At 56.2% G+C, this 14,155-nt stretch carries 15 protein-coding genes and 1 pseudogene; 8 read left to right on the top strand and 8 right to left on the bottom strand.

The features are described 5' to 3' along the window. The first annotated feature begins 239 nt into the window (after positions 1 to 239). The 5 genes from N8E88_RS09580 (at position 240) to N8E88_RS09560 (ending at position 6,035) form a co-directional block, all read left to right on the top strand. The gene (locus tag N8E88_RS09580) at positions 240 to 935 is read left to right on the top strand and encodes a Crp/Fnr family transcriptional regulator (RefSeq protein WP_262292308.1); all 696 of its coding nucleotides are present in this window, start codon (positions 240 to 242) and stop codon (positions 933 to 935) included. After that, positions 932 to 2,302 (top strand): glycosyltransferase family 4 protein, encoded by a 1,371-nt coding sequence (locus tag N8E88_RS09575; RefSeq protein ID WP_410010582.1) that lies wholly within the window; start codon positions 932 to 934, stop codon positions 2,300 to 2,302. Before N8E88_RS09580 ends, N8E88_RS09575 begins: the two co-directional genes overlap by 4 nt. Continuing rightward, positions 2,299 to 3,555: a glycosyltransferase family 4 protein gene (locus N8E88_RS09570; RefSeq protein ID WP_262292306.1), complete on the top strand. Its 1,257-nt coding sequence runs from the start codon at positions 2,299 to 2,301 to the stop codon at positions 3,553 to 3,555. Before N8E88_RS09575 ends, N8E88_RS09570 begins: the two co-directional genes overlap by 4 nt. A gap of 122 nt (positions 3,556 to 3,677) precedes the next feature. Next, positions 3,678 to 5,159, top strand: a complete 1,482-nt coding sequence (locus tag N8E88_RS09565) for a lipopolysaccharide biosynthesis protein (RefSeq protein WP_262292305.1) — start codon at positions 3,678 to 3,680, stop codon at positions 5,157 to 5,159. Positions 5,160 to 5,210: 51 nt separating this feature from the next. Continuing rightward, the gene (locus tag N8E88_RS09560; protein WP_262292304.1) at positions 5,211 to 6,035 is read left to right on the top strand and encodes a glycoside hydrolase family 16 protein; all 825 of its coding nucleotides are present in this window, start codon (positions 5,211 to 5,213) and stop codon (positions 6,033 to 6,035) included. 74 nt (positions 6,036 to 6,109) lie between these two features. Here the strand turns inward: N8E88_RS09560 and N8E88_RS09555 are convergent. Beyond that, a pseudogene (locus N8E88_RS09555) lies at positions 6,110 to 6,742 on the bottom strand (Crp/Fnr family transcriptional regulator); the annotation flags it as partial. Positions 6,743 to 7,840: 1,098 nt separating this feature from the next. Between N8E88_RS09555 and N8E88_RS09550 the strand changes: the two are divergent. Beyond that, a complete protein-coding gene (locus tag N8E88_RS09550; RefSeq protein ID WP_262292303.1) occupies positions 7,841 to 8,494 on the top strand; it encodes a response regulator in 654 nt (217 codons plus the stop codon). A gap of 64 nt (positions 8,495 to 8,558) precedes the next feature. Here N8E88_RS09550 and N8E88_RS09545 read toward each other — a convergent pair whose 3' ends face one another. The 3 genes from N8E88_RS09545 to N8E88_RS09535 all read right to left on the bottom strand — a co-directional run bounded on the left by N8E88_RS09545 (position 8,559) and on the right by N8E88_RS09535 (position 10,502). After that, entirely contained in the window at positions 8,559 to 9,170 is a 612-nt protein-coding gene (locus N8E88_RS09545; protein WP_262292302.1) for a hypothetical protein, read from the bottom strand. A 455-nt stretch (positions 9,171 to 9,625) separates the two neighbouring features. Further along, the gene (locus N8E88_RS09540; protein ID WP_262292301.1) at positions 9,626 to 10,078 is read right to left on the bottom strand and encodes a BA14K family protein; all 453 of its coding nucleotides are present in this window, start codon (positions 10,076 to 10,078) and stop codon (positions 9,626 to 9,628) included. Positions 10,079 to 10,214: 136 nt separating this feature from the next. Continuing rightward, a complete protein-coding gene (locus N8E88_RS09535) occupies positions 10,215 to 10,502 on the bottom strand; it encodes a DUF1236 domain-containing protein (protein ID WP_262292300.1) in 288 nt (95 codons plus the stop codon). Positions 10,503 to 10,840: 338 nt separating this feature from the next. Between N8E88_RS09535 and N8E88_RS09530 the strand changes: the two genes are divergently transcribed. Continuing rightward, positions 10,841 to 11,236 carry a DUF1236 domain-containing protein gene (locus N8E88_RS09530; RefSeq protein WP_262292299.1) on the top strand — a complete coding sequence of 132 codons (396 nt, stop codon included), beginning with the start codon at positions 10,841 to 10,843 and terminating at the stop codon, positions 11,234 to 11,236. Positions 11,237 to 11,302: 66 nt separating this feature from the next. Continuing rightward, positions 11,303 to 12,007 carry a DUF1236 domain-containing protein gene (locus N8E88_RS09525; protein ID WP_262292298.1) on the top strand — a complete coding sequence of 235 codons (705 nt, stop codon included), beginning with the start codon at positions 11,303 to 11,305 and terminating at the stop codon, positions 12,005 to 12,007. Positions 12,008 to 12,104: 97 nt separating this feature from the next. Here N8E88_RS09525 and N8E88_RS09520 read toward each other — a convergent pair whose 3' ends face one another. The 4 genes from N8E88_RS09520 to N8E88_RS09505 all read right to left on the bottom strand — a co-directional run bounded on the left by N8E88_RS09520 (position 12,105) and on the right by N8E88_RS09505 (position 14,155). Beyond that, positions 12,105 to 12,857 (bottom strand): Hint domain-containing protein, encoded by a 753-nt coding sequence (locus tag N8E88_RS09520; protein ID WP_262292297.1) that lies wholly within the window; start codon positions 12,855 to 12,857, stop codon positions 12,105 to 12,107. A 390-nt stretch (positions 12,858 to 13,247) separates the two neighbouring features. Beyond that, positions 13,248 to 13,436, bottom strand: a complete 189-nt coding sequence (locus N8E88_RS09515; RefSeq protein ID WP_262292433.1) for an EsV-1-7 cysteine-rich motif-containing protein — start codon at positions 13,434 to 13,436, stop codon at positions 13,248 to 13,250. Further along, positions 13,433 to 13,621, bottom strand: a complete 189-nt coding sequence (locus tag N8E88_RS09510) for a hypothetical protein (RefSeq protein ID WP_262292296.1) — start codon at positions 13,619 to 13,621, stop codon at positions 13,433 to 13,435. The genes N8E88_RS09515 and N8E88_RS09510 overlap by 4 nt, the downstream gene beginning before the upstream one ends. 189 nt (positions 13,622 to 13,810) lie before the next feature. Next, a complete protein-coding gene (locus N8E88_RS09505) occupies positions 13,811 to 14,155 on the bottom strand; it encodes a hypothetical protein (protein WP_262292295.1) in 345 nt (114 codons plus the stop codon).

Here is a 14,155-nt window from a genome sequence, read left to right as displayed (position 1 = left end):
AGTAGAAAGGCCTACGAACGGCGTATAATACTGGTTGCCTTCGATCACTTTTTGGCAAGACGCGGGAGATAGATTGCCAACGAGGGTTCAGAAGTGACATTGTGGAACTTTTTTATTAACGACTCTATTTATCGATGCCTCCGAAGGGCATGGAATTATTTGCCTCTGAAACTAGGGCAATACAAATGATGCACTGCAGCATCAACTATAGCCAACCGGTTTATGGGGGGAGTTAAGCCATGGATGGAGCTGCACAGACACGCGATTACAGGCTCGCCAACGCAGCCATTTCGGTTGCCGATGAATTGCCCTTCTGCCGTTCGAGCGTTCGAAGCTTCCGTCGCGGTGAGGTCATCGCCGGAGCCGGTGTTCTCATTGATATGTTTGCGCGCGTGCAGCGGGGGCTGGTTTGCGCAAGTACAATGTTGTCCGACGGCAGGGAATTCATTGTCGAAATGATTCCAAAAGCCGGGCTCATCGGCGAGCTCGAGGTCCTGCGCGGGGAAATGTTAAATCTTGAATATCGCGCCGGTTCGGATTGCGAATTACACTTTTTCGAAGGTCGCTTGCTGCGCGAAAGGTGTGCCAGCGATCCGCGTTTCCAGGAGAAAGTTTTTTCCAGAGCCTTGGCGCGGGTTGCAGAGCTCCAGCTGCGGATCATTGCAAATGCGGGGTCGTGCCTGCAGTCCAGGTTGGCCAGCACGCTCTTGCGGCTCTCCGCGGTCTACGGGAGCGATTTTCCGAATAATCCGGACGAGCTGATCATTTCGCAACATGACCTCGCCGCAACGCTTCCGGCTTCGCGCGAAAAGGTCAATCAGTGTTTGCGACGCTGGCGCGAGCGCAAGGTCATAGACGGAGCTCAAGGCAAGATCCACATTCTCAACCGCAAAGCGCTCGAGGCCTATGCCTATGGCGCGACGACGCTGCAGTGATGCGTCCTTTACGTCCCGATGCTTTTGCATTTGCCGGAAGGACAAGCCGGTGTTCCACAGGCTTGAAACGGGCGTACGGACCCGGTCGTCCGGGGATTGATCGCGTGGTCATCATCGATGATTATTCGACGGCCAGAGGCGGCGCGACAGCTCTGTCCGTACTGTCGGCAAAACTGTTTCGTGGCCTCGACATCGCGGTGACTTATATTTGCGGGGACGACGGCGCCAACACAGAACTTGCTGCCCTCGGCGTTTCCATCGTGTCGCTCAACAGCCGCGATCTGATCAACGCCAAGCGCGCGAAGGCGTTTGTGTCAGGCATTCACAACGTCTTCGCCTTTCAAATGATCGCGACCTGGATCCGGGCAAACGACACGCCGAACACGAGCTACCATGTCCATGGCTGGTCCAAGATCCTGTCGCCAGCCATATTCAAAGCCCTGGTGCCGGTCGCCAGACGATGCGTGGTTCACGCGCATGATTTTTTCACCGCTTGCCCCAACGGCGCCTTCTTTGACTATCAGGCGCAAGAGATTTGTCTTCGGCGTCCGCTCGGAGTGAGCTGCATCGCCACCGCCTGCGACAAGAGAAGCTATTCGCACAAATTGTGGCGGGTTGCCCGCGGCTCCAATCTCGTTCGACTTCTGCGCAATCAGGCCGATTTCGGTAAAATAGTCCTGCTGCACGAGAAAATGGCGAGCTTCTTCCTTCGTGCTGGCTATCCGCCCGAACGCCTGACGACGATCCGCAATCCCATCGCACCGCTGTCAACCGAACGTGTTGAGGCGGAAGCCAACGACGAATTCGTCTTCATCGGACGATTGGACGAGGAGAAGGGCGTGGAAGACGCCGTAGCCGCCACGCGCAGAGCTGGCGCAAAACTTTGCGTGATCGGGGACGGGCCGCTGATGGAACGGGTGGCGACGTCCGGAGATCACGTGCGGACAGTCGGTTGGCAGTCGCACGCGGAGATCGGCAAGACGATTCGTCAGGCAAGTGCGCTGCTGATGCCGTCGCGCTATCCCGAGCCGTTCGGTCTTGTCGCTATTGAAGCTGCCGGGAGCGGCGTCCCCGTCATCCTGTCGCGAGAGGCCTTTCTTGCCGAGGAGATGGTAGGCGCTGGCATCGCGCTCTCCTGCGATACGAGCGACAAGCGCGCCTTTGCCGATACATTGACGACATTCCGCAAGATGCCGAAGCACGATGTTCGCCGGATGAGCGAGCGTGCCTTTCAGTTGTCGCCAAACCTCGCATCGACACATGAAGAATGGCGTGACGCCCTTCTCGCACAATACCACAGCCTGATTTCGACAAATGTAATGCCCGGGCCGTCGGACGCGGTGATGAAACAAGGAGCACTCAGTTGACCCTCGAAGCAACAACCTCTCTTCCGGAAGTCATGGCATTTCTCGCCGATGCACCGGTCATGACGAAAAGCCGGTCCATCGAGACCACCAGCAAAAGCGATACCAAGCAGCTTCGCGTCGCCATAGTGCACTATTGGCTTGTGTCGATGCGTGGCGGCGAAAAAGTCGTCGAAGAGCTTTGCCGCATGTTTCCGCAGGCCGATATCTTCACCCTTGTCTGCAATCCGGATCGTATCAGCGATTTTCTGAAGACGCGCAATATCCGCACCTCTTTTCTTCAGAAGATTCCCGGTGCGAAGCGGCATTACACGAAGATGCTGCCGCTGATGCCGTTCGCGCTCGAGCAGTTCGATCTGCAGGAGTACGATCTGGTGCTGTCAAGCGAATCCGGACCTGCCAAAGGCGTCATTACGCGCGCGGACGCCCTTCATATATGCTACTGTCATTCGCCGATGCGCTACATCTGGGATCAATTCCACGTGTATCGGCTGGGTCTTCCGTGGCTGGGCCGGGCCTTGATGTCGATCACGGCACCAATGCTGCGCGCCTGGGACGTGACAACCGCTTCGCGGGTCGATGTCTTTGTGGCGAACTCAGGCTATGTCGCAAACCGCATCCAACGCTTCTACGATCGGGATTCGGCCGTCATTCATCCGCCCGTTGCAACTGATGATTTTGCAGTGGGGAAAGGGAGGGGCGAGTTCTACCTCTATGCGGGGCAGTTGACGGCCTACAAGCGGCCGGATATCGCGGTTCGCGCCTGTAGCGAGACTGGCCGCAAACTGATCGTGATCGGAGAGGGAGAGCAGACAGCATATCTCAAGTCGATTGCCGGACCCACCGTTCAATTCCTCGGCCACCAGCCGTTCCCCGTTTTGCGTGATCATCTGTCGCGATGCCGCGCTCTGCTTTTTCCCGGCACGGAGGACTTCGGCATTCTGCCGGTGGAAACTATGGCATCGGGGCGGCCAGTTCTGGCGTTCGACGCTGGCGGGGCTCGGGAGACCGTTTCTTCACCCCATGTCGGGCTTCGCTTTGCGCCACAGACCAAGGAAGCCCTTCTGGATGCGATCGTATCGTTCGAGGAGATCGAGGACGATTTCGATCCAAAGCTGATTCGCGCCCATGCCTTGAAGTTTTCCTCCATGGTCTTCCGCGAGCGGCTGACCGCCCTTATTGAGCAACAATTGTCCAAGCGTAGCGACCAGTCCGCCGATTCTTTCCGAAGGCGGTCGCTCGGAACGACGCCTTGACGGCGTGGCAACATCTGGGCGTGTCCAACATGGTGAGGGTCACCAGACGGACTCGCCGCGCCTGCTATGCCGTCCTTCCGACTGGACTTCATTCATCTCAACCCGTCGACAAGGGATAAGTGGTGTCAAGTGTATCGCAAAGGACGGCGACGGCAAGCATCTGGACCATTGGCGGAAAGTTCCTCGCAAGACTGCTCGATTTCATGAGCCTTCTGGTCCTGGCAAGGCTCCTGAGTCCGGCGGATTTTGGCCTTGTTGCCATCGCGACCTCGGTCTTGGTCATCGTCGAGGCGATCCTCGATCTGCCACTGACCCAGGCCCTGGTCCGCCAGCGATCTCCTTCAGACCGGATGTTTGCCACGGCGTTCACGCTGAGCGTTCTCAGAGGGGCGGCCATCAGCCTCTTGATGGTGATCGTCGCTTGGCCGATGGCGCTTATCTATAATGATCCTCGGCTCGTCTCACTTGTCGCCGTTCTCTCCCTCGCACCAGCCATGCGCAGCCTGATCAGTCCGCGCATGGTTCTCTTCATGCAACATTTTGATTTCAGACGCGAGTTTGCGCTCGACATCATTGCCAAGGGATCGACGCTCCTGTTCGGGGTAGGAGTGACGCTAATGACCGGCAGCTACTGGGGGCTGGCGATCGGAGCGGTCGCTGGCCCGTTCGCGGCGGCGATCACCTCATATGTCTTCGCGCCAATGCGACCGACCCTGACCCTTTCGGAGTGGAAGCACTTTCAGGACATGATTGGTTGGAACACGGTTGCGCAGATCCTGAATTCCATCAACTGGCAACTGGATCGGCTGCTCCTTCCGCGCTTTACAAGCCTGTCGACGTTCGGCGCCTTCAGCGTGGCGGATAATCTCGCCGGTATTCCGCACCAGACCTTTGTAGGACCACTGATGCGCCCCTTGATGGCCGCCTTCTCCAATGTCGACGATTATCGCAAGCTGATAACCGCGTATCTGAAAGCGACAAATGCAATCACCCTGGTCGCAGCTCCGGTCCTCCTCATCCTCGCCTTGCTTGCCGACCCGGTCGTGCGCATCGTTGTCGGCGAGAAATGGGCATTCGCCATCCCGATTCTCCAATGGCTGTGTCTCGTCAGCCTGATCGGTCTTCCTGCAACCATCATGCCGGCGTTGGCTATGGTCATGGACAACACCCGCTATGTCGCACTTAGAATGTTCGTGGAGTTCGCCATAAGAGTTCCGGTAACGATCCTGGGAATCGCCTATTTCGGATTGGCCGGGGCACTCGCCGCGCGCGTTGTGGCAGTTCTTGTCGCCTATGCCGCATCGCTTGTCATCACGCGACACCTGATCGGCGCGACATTCGGTGCTCAGCTCAATGCCTTTTTCAGGCCGCTTGCTGCGAGTTTGCCTATGATCGGTTTTCTGCTGTGGGTGCGGCCAGTGCTCAGTGCCATGCCTCTCGGCCTCAATCTCATCGTCGGTTTGACCTTCTGCGGCGGGGCTGCGGCCACGATCTTCTGGGTTTCCGCGCTGTTGTTGTGGCAGATCGTCGGAAGGCCCGATGGTCTTGAGACCATCGTCGTTCGGAAGATCTTACCTCGAAGAAGCGGGGCCCTCACCTCGTGATCGAAATTCAGGTCAATCAGACTGTTGTTTTGGCATTTCCGGAGAAGCAAAATGCATTGCCGATTTACTAAGATTTTCATTTTGCTCATCGCGCTTGGTTCGTCAGGATTCCTGGCGCAGCCAAGCGCGGCCCAAGATCAGATCAATATTGATGCGTTCCAAATGACCTTCGAGGAGAACTTCGATAATCTGGATGTCTCGGCCTGGGGGGAGAACGGCTCACGCTGGATTGCTCACACGCCCTGGAATGGAGATTTTGGCGACGCCCGTTTTACCGACCCTGCCGACGGGTTTCCCTTCACCGTCGATAGCGGGATCTTGCGGATCGAGGCGCGTAAAGGATCCGATGGAAACTGGCGCTCGGGCCTCCTGGCGTCGACGAACGCGAAAGGGCAGGGGTTCTCGCAGCAATTCGGCTACTTCGAGGCCCGGATGAAGCTGCCGCCGGGCAAGGGAGTCTGGCCGGCCTTTTGGCTCATCGGCATCGACAGGTCGAAGTACACCGCGGAGATAGACGTAATGGAATATTACGGTCGCGTGCCGTACGAATTCAGCAGTGGCTACCATATCTGGCGTCAGAGCCAAGGCGGTGAGAATACTACGGACGGCCATTGGACAACGGTCGAGGATGGGACATTGAGCAATGAATATCACACCTATGGCGTGGAGATTTCACCGGAGAAGACGATCATTTATCTCGATCGTAAGTCCATATGGAGTTTCGAGACGCCACAGGAATTCCACACCCCGTTTTATCCGTTGGTAAACCTCGCGCTCGGATCGGGTTGGCCGATCGATGAAACGCCGGACCCATCCTTTCTACTGGTCGACTACATCCACGTTTACCAGCGAACGCCTAGCGGTTCTAAGGATTGAACGATCAACACCCGACAGATCCGTTGCCCTATGGAAATCTCCGCAAATAGACAAGGTGGCGATTTCTTGTCACTTTAGCCAAGCGCGCCCTCGGCATAGGCCTCGAGCACTTTGCGGTTGAGAATGTAAATCTTGCCTTGAGCTCCGTCTATTGCCTTACGTTCCCGCAGGCGTCGGAGACACTGGTTGACCTTTTCGCGGGAAGCCGGAAGCGTTGCGGCCAAGTCATGTTGCGAGATGATGAGCTCCGCCGGGTGGTTTGCGCCATCCCTTTCGCAGGCCGTGGAGAGCCGCAGGAGCGCGCTGGCCAACCTGGACTGCAAGCACGACCCTGCGTTTGCAATGATCCGGTGCTCGAGCTCCGCAACACGAGCCAACGTCCTGGAAAAAACTTTCGCCTGAAAACGAGGATCGCTGGCACATCTTTCACGCAACAAGCGACCTTTGAAAAAATGCAGTTCGCAATCGGAACTGGCTCGATATTCGAGGTTTAACATGTCTCCACGCAAGACCTCCAGTTCTCCGATGAGCCCTGCTTTCGGAATGATTTCGACGATGAATTCCTTACCGTCCGACAACATTGTACTCGCGCTAACAAAGCCTCGCTGCACGCGAGCAAACATATCAACGAGGACACCGGCCCCGGCGATAACCTCGCCGCGACGGAAACTTCGCACGCTCGACCGGCAGAAGGGAAATTCATCATACGATTTGGCACCAACACTCGGCTGAGCGCCGTCAACAACTGGAGTCACTGACTTCGCGAGGCCGCAGCCTCCTGTGTGTGTAGCTCCCTCCATGCGCATAACTCCCAAACAAACTGCCTGGTCGCAGGTGATGCTGCACCGCATTTGCGACGTTCACGCGTCTGAGAGAAGTAACCTTGCGGCCGCCCTCAGCATCGATAAATAAAAACACAAATGGTATCACTACGACTCTGGCAATATATTATCGGTAAACCTTCAGGCTCTTTCCAGAGGGTTACTCTCTCTCGAAAAAGGCCAATAGGTGTTGAGTAGGTTCTCTTTGGGCGGTATTCGCCCGCAGCCTCGCTTCGTCTGGCGCAGAAGATCAAGGCGGGCTTCAAATCTGGCGATGGGCCAGAACGAACGGGTCTTCCATCAACATTGCTCCCTTGCATACCAAACATTCGCCACACAGTAATCAGACCAAGGTCTGGCGACGGTGTGGCATAAGTCTTATGTTCTCTGCGACCACCTACAAGCTACGGACGGTGTGCGCCTCGCGTAACGCCGGTGCTGTACCGCGCTGTCACGGGCTGACCGAAACACAGGATTTGTTCGCTCCGTCATCACGCCCGAGCGTCAACGCTCCGCATGGGCGCTCGGTGAGGAACAATAATCGGAATTGGCCGTTCCAACACGAGTCGAAACCGAACGGAGAGGACCATGAATGCATCAGTACCTTGGTGCGCACGGAATGTTCGGATGTCGCCTCGATCGAATGGCCAAGCGCGACACCATTCCTGGGTGCGGAAACGATCTGTCCATAGACCAATTGTGCTTATGTTCCCATGAATTTGCTGACGCGCTGGAATTCCCAGTCTCTTAAGGCAGTTTCTGTTGATCGGAGGGCTGGTTTCCGGGTCACGGCAACTTTGCGGGGCGAGCGCGTTGTAGTTGATGTCGCGGACAGTGGGCCGGGATTCGATCTTACCGCTATCAGCCACGACAGCATGGACTTGCTGGCGTTGAAAGCCTTGGGGGGCGTTTTACCATAGAGACTTCGAAACGCGGTACGCGGGTGCGAATGTCACTGAGTATAAATTTGATGGAGCAGGCGTGATGTTAGTACGTGTGGCGGTGATCGACGACCATCCGTTGTTCCGAGAGGGAGTCAAACGCAGCCTCGGTGAAATCAATGGCTTTCAGATCGTTGGAGAGGGCTCCACGAAGGAGGACGCAATCCGCATCACGCAGGATCACGCTCCAGACGTCATCTTGATGGACATCTCGATGCCGGGCGGAGGTCTGGAAGCAATCTCCCCGATTCTCGATCTCGTTCCCGGCCAGAAGATCGTCATGCTGACTGTGTCAGAGACGAGCGATGACGTCACCAAGGCGCTAAATTGCGGCGCGAAAGGGTATGTTCTCAAAGGCGTCGGCTCGCGGGCGCTTGCGGAAATTATACGCACTGTGGCATCTGGCGAAGGCTATGTTTCTCCGGCTCTCTCTGCCCGTTTGCTCTCGGACATATCGTCGATGTCAAGGGTGCGCAGCAAAACCGATCCGATCGGCGAACTTACCCGTCGGGAGTGTGAGGTCCTGAATCTTGTCGCGGCCGGAGTGAGCAACAAACGGATCGCTTTGAAACTCGACCTTCATGAAAAGACGGTGAAACATCATATGGGACGCATTCTTGCGAAGCTCAACGTCACAAACCGGACGGAAGCCGCTATGGCATTGCGCGACGCCGGTTACGAGATCCAGCCTGTGTGAGCTGAAAAATACTGGGAACTGGGTGAGCTGTTGTAAGCAACGAGACGTTGTTATCAGCGAACGTTCAGCGGGCGAACGATTGCAATCTTGACCGATCCGATGATGTCGCCGTGCGATTGACAATTGTGCGACCTTTCGCGTCCCTCATTACGTAGCGTCCATCCTTGATACGTTCACTCATTCCGTTCCAGTGCCGAACCTCCATCGCGGAACCGTCGATCGCCACGCTTTCGGCGGGGGTAGACTGACTGACTTCGCGGCCGCGAACATTGCCACTATTGCCAGCACTGTTGTTTTTGCCGTCGGTGCCCTTGTCTGTGCCGGTATCACTGTTTCCGCTGTTGCCGTCGCCCTTGCCATCGCCGTTATTGCCGTTGTTGCCGGCATTTCCACTATTGCCGGCATTTCCACTATTGCCACTGTTGCCTCCGGCATTGGGGCCGCCCTTACCCCCGCCATTCCCACCATTACCTCCGGCATTCCCGCTATTGCTGCCGCCATTGCCATTGTTGGCGCCACCACCACCTCCGCCTTTGTCGCCATCTTTTGCCCATGCCGTTTGTGTATGCAGCTCAAGGAAGTGATTTTCAAAGGTGACTTTATAAGGCGCTGTGACGAGGCCCAGCGCCAGGGCCGTGCTGCAAAGAACGGGAAGCATCTTCCTATGGGTAAGCATCGTGGCCTCCTGTAAATATTCGACGAGCACTATTTCGAGAACTGGTTCCGGATGCCACGCTGTCGGCAAACCAGTGCTAAGATCTCAACCCGTCATCAGAGGGACTGATAATCGCCAAGTCAGCGAGCGCCCTGGCCAAGTCCCTGGCTGCATCTCTTGTGATCTGTTCAGTTTCACATTCGATGCCATTGATTACAACATTTACTTGGAAGATGTCGTGACGCGGATCGGTCGATCTGTGCATCAAACGAAGATATACGCCGCCTAATTCATCAGAGCTTACGATGACAATTTGAGTTCGGTTGTCCTTAACGACAGGCAACTCAAACGCGTGGGGCACCCTCAACTCGTCCTTTTTTGATACCATGACCCGGCGCTCCCTTCGGTTTACTGGCGCGCGGACAGCGATGCCGATGGCATTTTATTTTAAGAATGTCAGCGCACCAGATGACCAGTTAGTTGTACGGCGAATAACATTGTCGCCGGAAACCGCTATAAGGCTGATAGGTATTGTCGTAGGCACGGTACGAACGATAGCGGTCATAGCACCATTGGACATGAGCGCTGCCGCTGCTGCGGTAAACGCGACGCGGCCCTTGATTGGCAATCGCGCCTCCGATGAGGGCGCCGGCACCAAAAGCGGCGAGTGGATACCACCAGCCGTCATTATGACGACGATAGCCATTGTGGCGATAACGATACCCGCGATAACCATTCCATCGGCCAGCATAAGGCCGATAATAGCGACGCGGGCCGTAGCCGTCGCGGTAGTATTGAATCTGCTCGAAGCCGGAACTCAGCTCCACTTGCCTTGCCATAAACGGCGCGGCGGTAGCGGGGATCGGGGATGATATACCCATGGCCAGGCTGAGCGATGAGGCGCATAGGATCGACAGGATCTTTCTCATGGCAGTTCCTTTCGTGTGGCATGGCCCCCAATGCAAGCCACGTTCAATCCCACGCGATCGCCTGACAAAACGTCTGTTACCCCGCCAACCGTTCGGTGCCGTTGTCGCGAGCGACCAAGGTACTTTCAAACGGACATCACTTCGACATATAGACGACCTTACGGTCCTTCATCGACACGATAATCGGCTGCTTATCCACATAGATGTAGCCGTAGTCCGGACTATCTGGGATCGGCACCAACTTGACGTCCTCCGGCACAGCGGTGCCAATTGCAACATCACCTTCTACGATGACAGGATCTGTCGGATGCGCGATAACATATTCGCGGGCCGGCTGCGGAACATCAACGACAACTGCATCCTGCGCGTAGACGCTACCAGACATCGCAAGCATCACGGCTGTGGCAAGCAAAATCCGTCTCATCGTTACTCTCCTTTGTGAAATCGTTCCCTTCCGTTGCCACAACTTGCGGCCTTGAGGTTTGTTCCGCCGGCTGCCCTTTGTCAAAAGATTTCAGACCTTTGCCATGTCTCCATCAGACTTTCGTCCGATGCTCAATCGGCCCAAGTCCTCGGCTTCATCAGACTGAAGCCCAAATTCGGAACAGCGCCACCTGCGATGACGTTTGCCTTTCAGCTTTGCCGTCCACGTAGGACGAGCCAAGGCGGCGGACAGCAAAGCCGGACAAAGACGATGTTGTCTCTTCTCCCGGTATGCCCGGGAGGCTCCGCCTTGGCTCTGATTGTTGAAAGGAATTGGTTATGAACAAGAAATTGATCGTAGCTGGGGCATTGGTGCTTGGTTTTGCAACCGCTGCCTCTGCGCAGGAAGGCACAGTCAACGGCGCCGCGGGTGGTGCTGTGACGGGGGCGATTGTTGGTGGCCCCGTCGGCGCTGCGGTCGGCGGCGTTGCCGGTGCAGTCGTTGGTACCGTGCTCGCTCCACCGCCGCGCAGAGTGGTTTCATATGTGGAACAACAGCCGATCCCGGAGAGTGAGGTGGTTGTTAAACAGAAAGTGGTTGTCGGCAAGCCATTGCCCAACAGGGTCAAGATAATGCGTATCCCGCAAGATCCGAAATACGCCTACGCAGTGGTCAACCATCAACGTGTGATCGTCGATCCTTCGAACAGGACCGTGGTTCGCGTCGTTGACTAACAGAGAAAGTGGAAGAGCGCTCGGGGGGCGTTCTTCCACACAAATTAAACGAGAGGAGATAATCCCATGAAGAATATCATTCTGAAAAGTGCCCTCGTCCTCGCGCTTGGCGTTGCGCCCGGAGCAGGACTTGCACAAACCGAAATGCTGAAGAAGAAACCAGCCCAGCAGACTGAAGGCCAAACGCAGATGCCGGCGGAAACGGGGACTCAGGAACCGGGTGCAACAACCAAGTCCCAGACCGAGGGCCAGGCTGGCACTCAGATGAAGAAGAGCCAGCAAACGGAGGGACAGGCACAAGCTCCCGCCGGTCAGGACACGAAGAGTGAGCAGACTCAGGACAAGGCACAGGCCCCTGCAGATCAAGGAACGGAACAACAGGGCGCTGCCAGCAAGGAACAGACACAGGAGCAAACTGGCACGACCACTACAGAAGGCACAGCCAAGACCAAGCCAGCGCCGGACGATGATACGGCCAAGACGTCAAGCCAGCCGTCCAACGAAACGACAGGCAGCGTCAATGTGACGGCCGAGCAGAAGACGGAAATCAAGCAGGTCATAACCGAAACGAAAGCTGAGCCGGTTCGCGACGTCAACTTCGAAGTGAACATCGGCGTGGCGGTGCCGCGAACGATCGAGCTGCAACCGTTGCCGCCACGCATCGTCAAGCTTGTGCCCAGATATGAAGGCTACCGCTATTTCTTGCTGGCTGACGGCAGGATCGTCATCGTCGATCCAGACTCGCTGGAGATCGTCGTCATTATCGCCTAACAGGTAAGACGCATGTAAGGGGGTAGCTCGCGCCACCCCCTTGCAGTGTTTCGAAGACCTTTCAAACCCGATCAAATCGTTACAGTCGCCAATCAGATCAGCTGACAGGCTGCGCGGCGCGTGCTGCAATCCTCTCGTAAGCCTCCTGCACCGGGTCGCGCACTTGAACAAAGCGCGAGATGCTAAGGTTGAGGAGAGCCTTCAGGTGCTCTCGTCCGCCTTCGTAACCCACAATCGGCGCGAAAGGGGTCATGGCAAGACGTGAATGGCCAGGATAGAGGTGCTCATATTCAGCAAAATTCGAGAAGTTCTCATGATTTGTGCCCCTGAGAAGGAAGGACTCGGCAGGAGCCCCCTCGGCCAAAATCACTTCATGGGTGTCGAGCACGATCTGAAGATATTCTATCCTCTCCCACTCTGCAGGGACCGCCGGTGTAATCGAGACCCCATTGACAAGCTCCTTTACCCGGATGAGAACCCCATCGATTAACAGAGCGTGGTCGGGCGAGAGATAAAGATCCCTGTAAGGTATTTTGTCATCGAGGGCGTGGGATGAAATGCGAATTGGCATCACGCTGTCATTCCAAAATGCGCCGGCCTTCTTGTAGGCCCGGCGACCAATCCACTTGATGGCAACGGCTTTGCCGCGCACGGTTTCAACAAAATCCCCGATCTTGAGATCTTCGATGCGTGTGTCGCCCTTGGGGGTGCTGATAGATGTGCCACGGAGGAAACAGTTGTGGCCGCCTCCCTTTCGACCATTACCGTGTTTTTCCTTCGGCTTGGCTTGAGCTGGCAAAGCCGAAATCATAGCTGCCGCGGGGCCTATTGCCGCAACGCGAGCGCTCATGGCGGCGATGACGCCAAGGAAGTGACGTCTGGCCCGGCTGGGCGGAAGATGACATTGTGGAGTTGAAGACATGGTTCCCTCCCTGTGGTTAGCGTACCCTCCCAAGATACTGACTCATCATCTTACATCAGCTGTCACCTCAACAGCTCTCAGGATTTGTGCTTACGGAATGCTCAAATGGTCGTACATATTACCGCAAAAGACGTATGGCGGGCGAAGGCTACTGCTTTCGGGGGTGCGGGGGGCTCAACCTCGGCAGAGTCGGCAGCCCAACTAAAGCGAAGGGACCCGCTCGGGCCGTCCCTTCGGTGTGCCACCGTCTCTCCTTCGGTACTTCATTCTTAAATAGTAATGCAACCTCCCGCCACCCTTTGCCATATCGTCCTCACGTCAGTCGCCAGCATCACCTTTATGTTCGCTGCAATACCACTCCAGCCCGTCGCGCTTGCCGAAGCCAAACGATCCCCATGAGTTGCATCCAGGGTGCATGCAGTAATGCTCAAACAACCCGACTGGCGCTTTCTCCATATGGGCAGGGTAGGAAATCTGGGTGGGAAGCCGCATTGGTTCGTCGCTCATTTGTCACTGCACTCAAGAATTGCTTTTATTTCGGCGATCCTATGTTTAATGGCATTGACCGCTTCCTCATTTACTGTTGCCGATTGCATGAAAAATATCTGGCTGCTTGCGATCACGGCCAGGTCATCTCGCAAATTCGACAGTTCCACGCGAAGTGCCTCTATGGTCGGCTTGTCTTTGGCCATTTTGTCGCTCCCTGGATTCTAGGCAGTCCAACGCATTATGGGACCAACGGTTCCTCGGATTTGGGAGATGAAGGCGCAGAACTGGTAACGCTTCAGTCGCCAGCGTCCGCTTTGTGCTCGCCGCAATGCCACTCCAGCCCAGCTGGAGCTTTTTCCATGTGGGAAGGGCAGGCGGGCTTCTCAGGCGTTTCAAACCTTTGTTAGAATTCGGGCACGGTCAATAAGCTGTTTGAGAATATCTACCGCCTTGGCTCCCGGTTCCGGTGAGATTGGTGGGGCAGGCGACACGCTCTTGCGTTGTATGCGGATATTCCGGAAATCTCCCAAGGTCTCTGCTGCACCCGGAACGACGCTTTCAAGCTCTGTAATCATTGCAGCCAGCGTCGACACGTCGACCTTGTGCTGGGCGTTGGGAATAACTTTGATCCCGGCAGGGTTGGCGACCGCAAGACTTGTCTGACGCACACCTTCAACGGCCAGCAGGAAGCGCGATTGAGGGGTCGTAACAATACGAGCGTCCGTTTGATTGCTCAA

The sequence above is a fragment of the Phyllobacterium zundukense genome, assembly GCF_025452195.1.
GTDB classification, from domain to species: Bacteria; Pseudomonadota; Alphaproteobacteria; order Rhizobiales; family Rhizobiaceae; genus Phyllobacterium; species Phyllobacterium zundukense_A.
Note: the sequence above shows the minus strand (reverse complement) of the source record. Positions and strands in the feature narration are given on the sequence as shown.

Excerpts from the sequence above, each read along its gene's own strand:
- N8E88_RS09535 (WP_262292300.1), bottom strand. The coding sequence starts at position 10,502 with ATGAGACGGATTTTGCTTGCCACAGCCGTGATGCTTGCGATGTCTGGT.
- N8E88_RS09530 (WP_262292299.1), top strand. The coding sequence starts at position 10,841 with ATGAACAAGAAATTGATCGTAGCTGGGGCATTGGTGCTTGGTTTTGCA.
- N8E88_RS09560 (WP_262292304.1), top strand. The coding sequence starts at position 5,211 with ATGCATTGCCGATTTACTAAGATTTTCATTTTGCTCATCGCGCTTGGT.
- N8E88_RS09545 (WP_262292302.1), bottom strand. The coding sequence starts at position 9,170 with ATGCTTACCCATAGGAAGATGCTTCCCGTTCTTTGCAGCACGGCCCTG.
- N8E88_RS09520 (WP_262292297.1), bottom strand. The coding sequence starts at position 12,857 with ATGAGCGCTCGCGTTGCGGCAATAGGCCCCGCGGCAGCTATGATTTCG.
- N8E88_RS09540 (WP_262292301.1), bottom strand. The coding sequence starts at position 10,078 with ATGAGAAAGATCCTGTCGATCCTATGCGCCTCATCGCTCAGCCTGGCC.
- N8E88_RS09580 (WP_262292308.1), top strand. The coding sequence starts at position 240 with ATGGATGGAGCTGCACAGACACGCGATTACAGGCTCGCCAACGCAGCC.
- N8E88_RS09550 (WP_262292303.1), top strand. The coding sequence starts at position 7,841 with ATGTTAGTACGTGTGGCGGTGATCGACGACCATCCGTTGTTCCGAGAG.
- N8E88_RS09510 (WP_262292296.1), bottom strand. The coding sequence starts at position 13,621 with ATGGCCAAAGACAAGCCGACCATAGAGGCACTTCGCGTGGAACTGTCG.
- N8E88_RS09515 (WP_262292433.1), bottom strand. The coding sequence starts at position 13,436 with ATGAGCGACGAACCAATGCGGCTTCCCACCCAGATTTCCTACCCTGCC.
- N8E88_RS09525 (WP_262292298.1), top strand. The coding sequence starts at position 11,303 with ATGAAGAATATCATTCTGAAAAGTGCCCTCGTCCTCGCGCTTGGCGTT.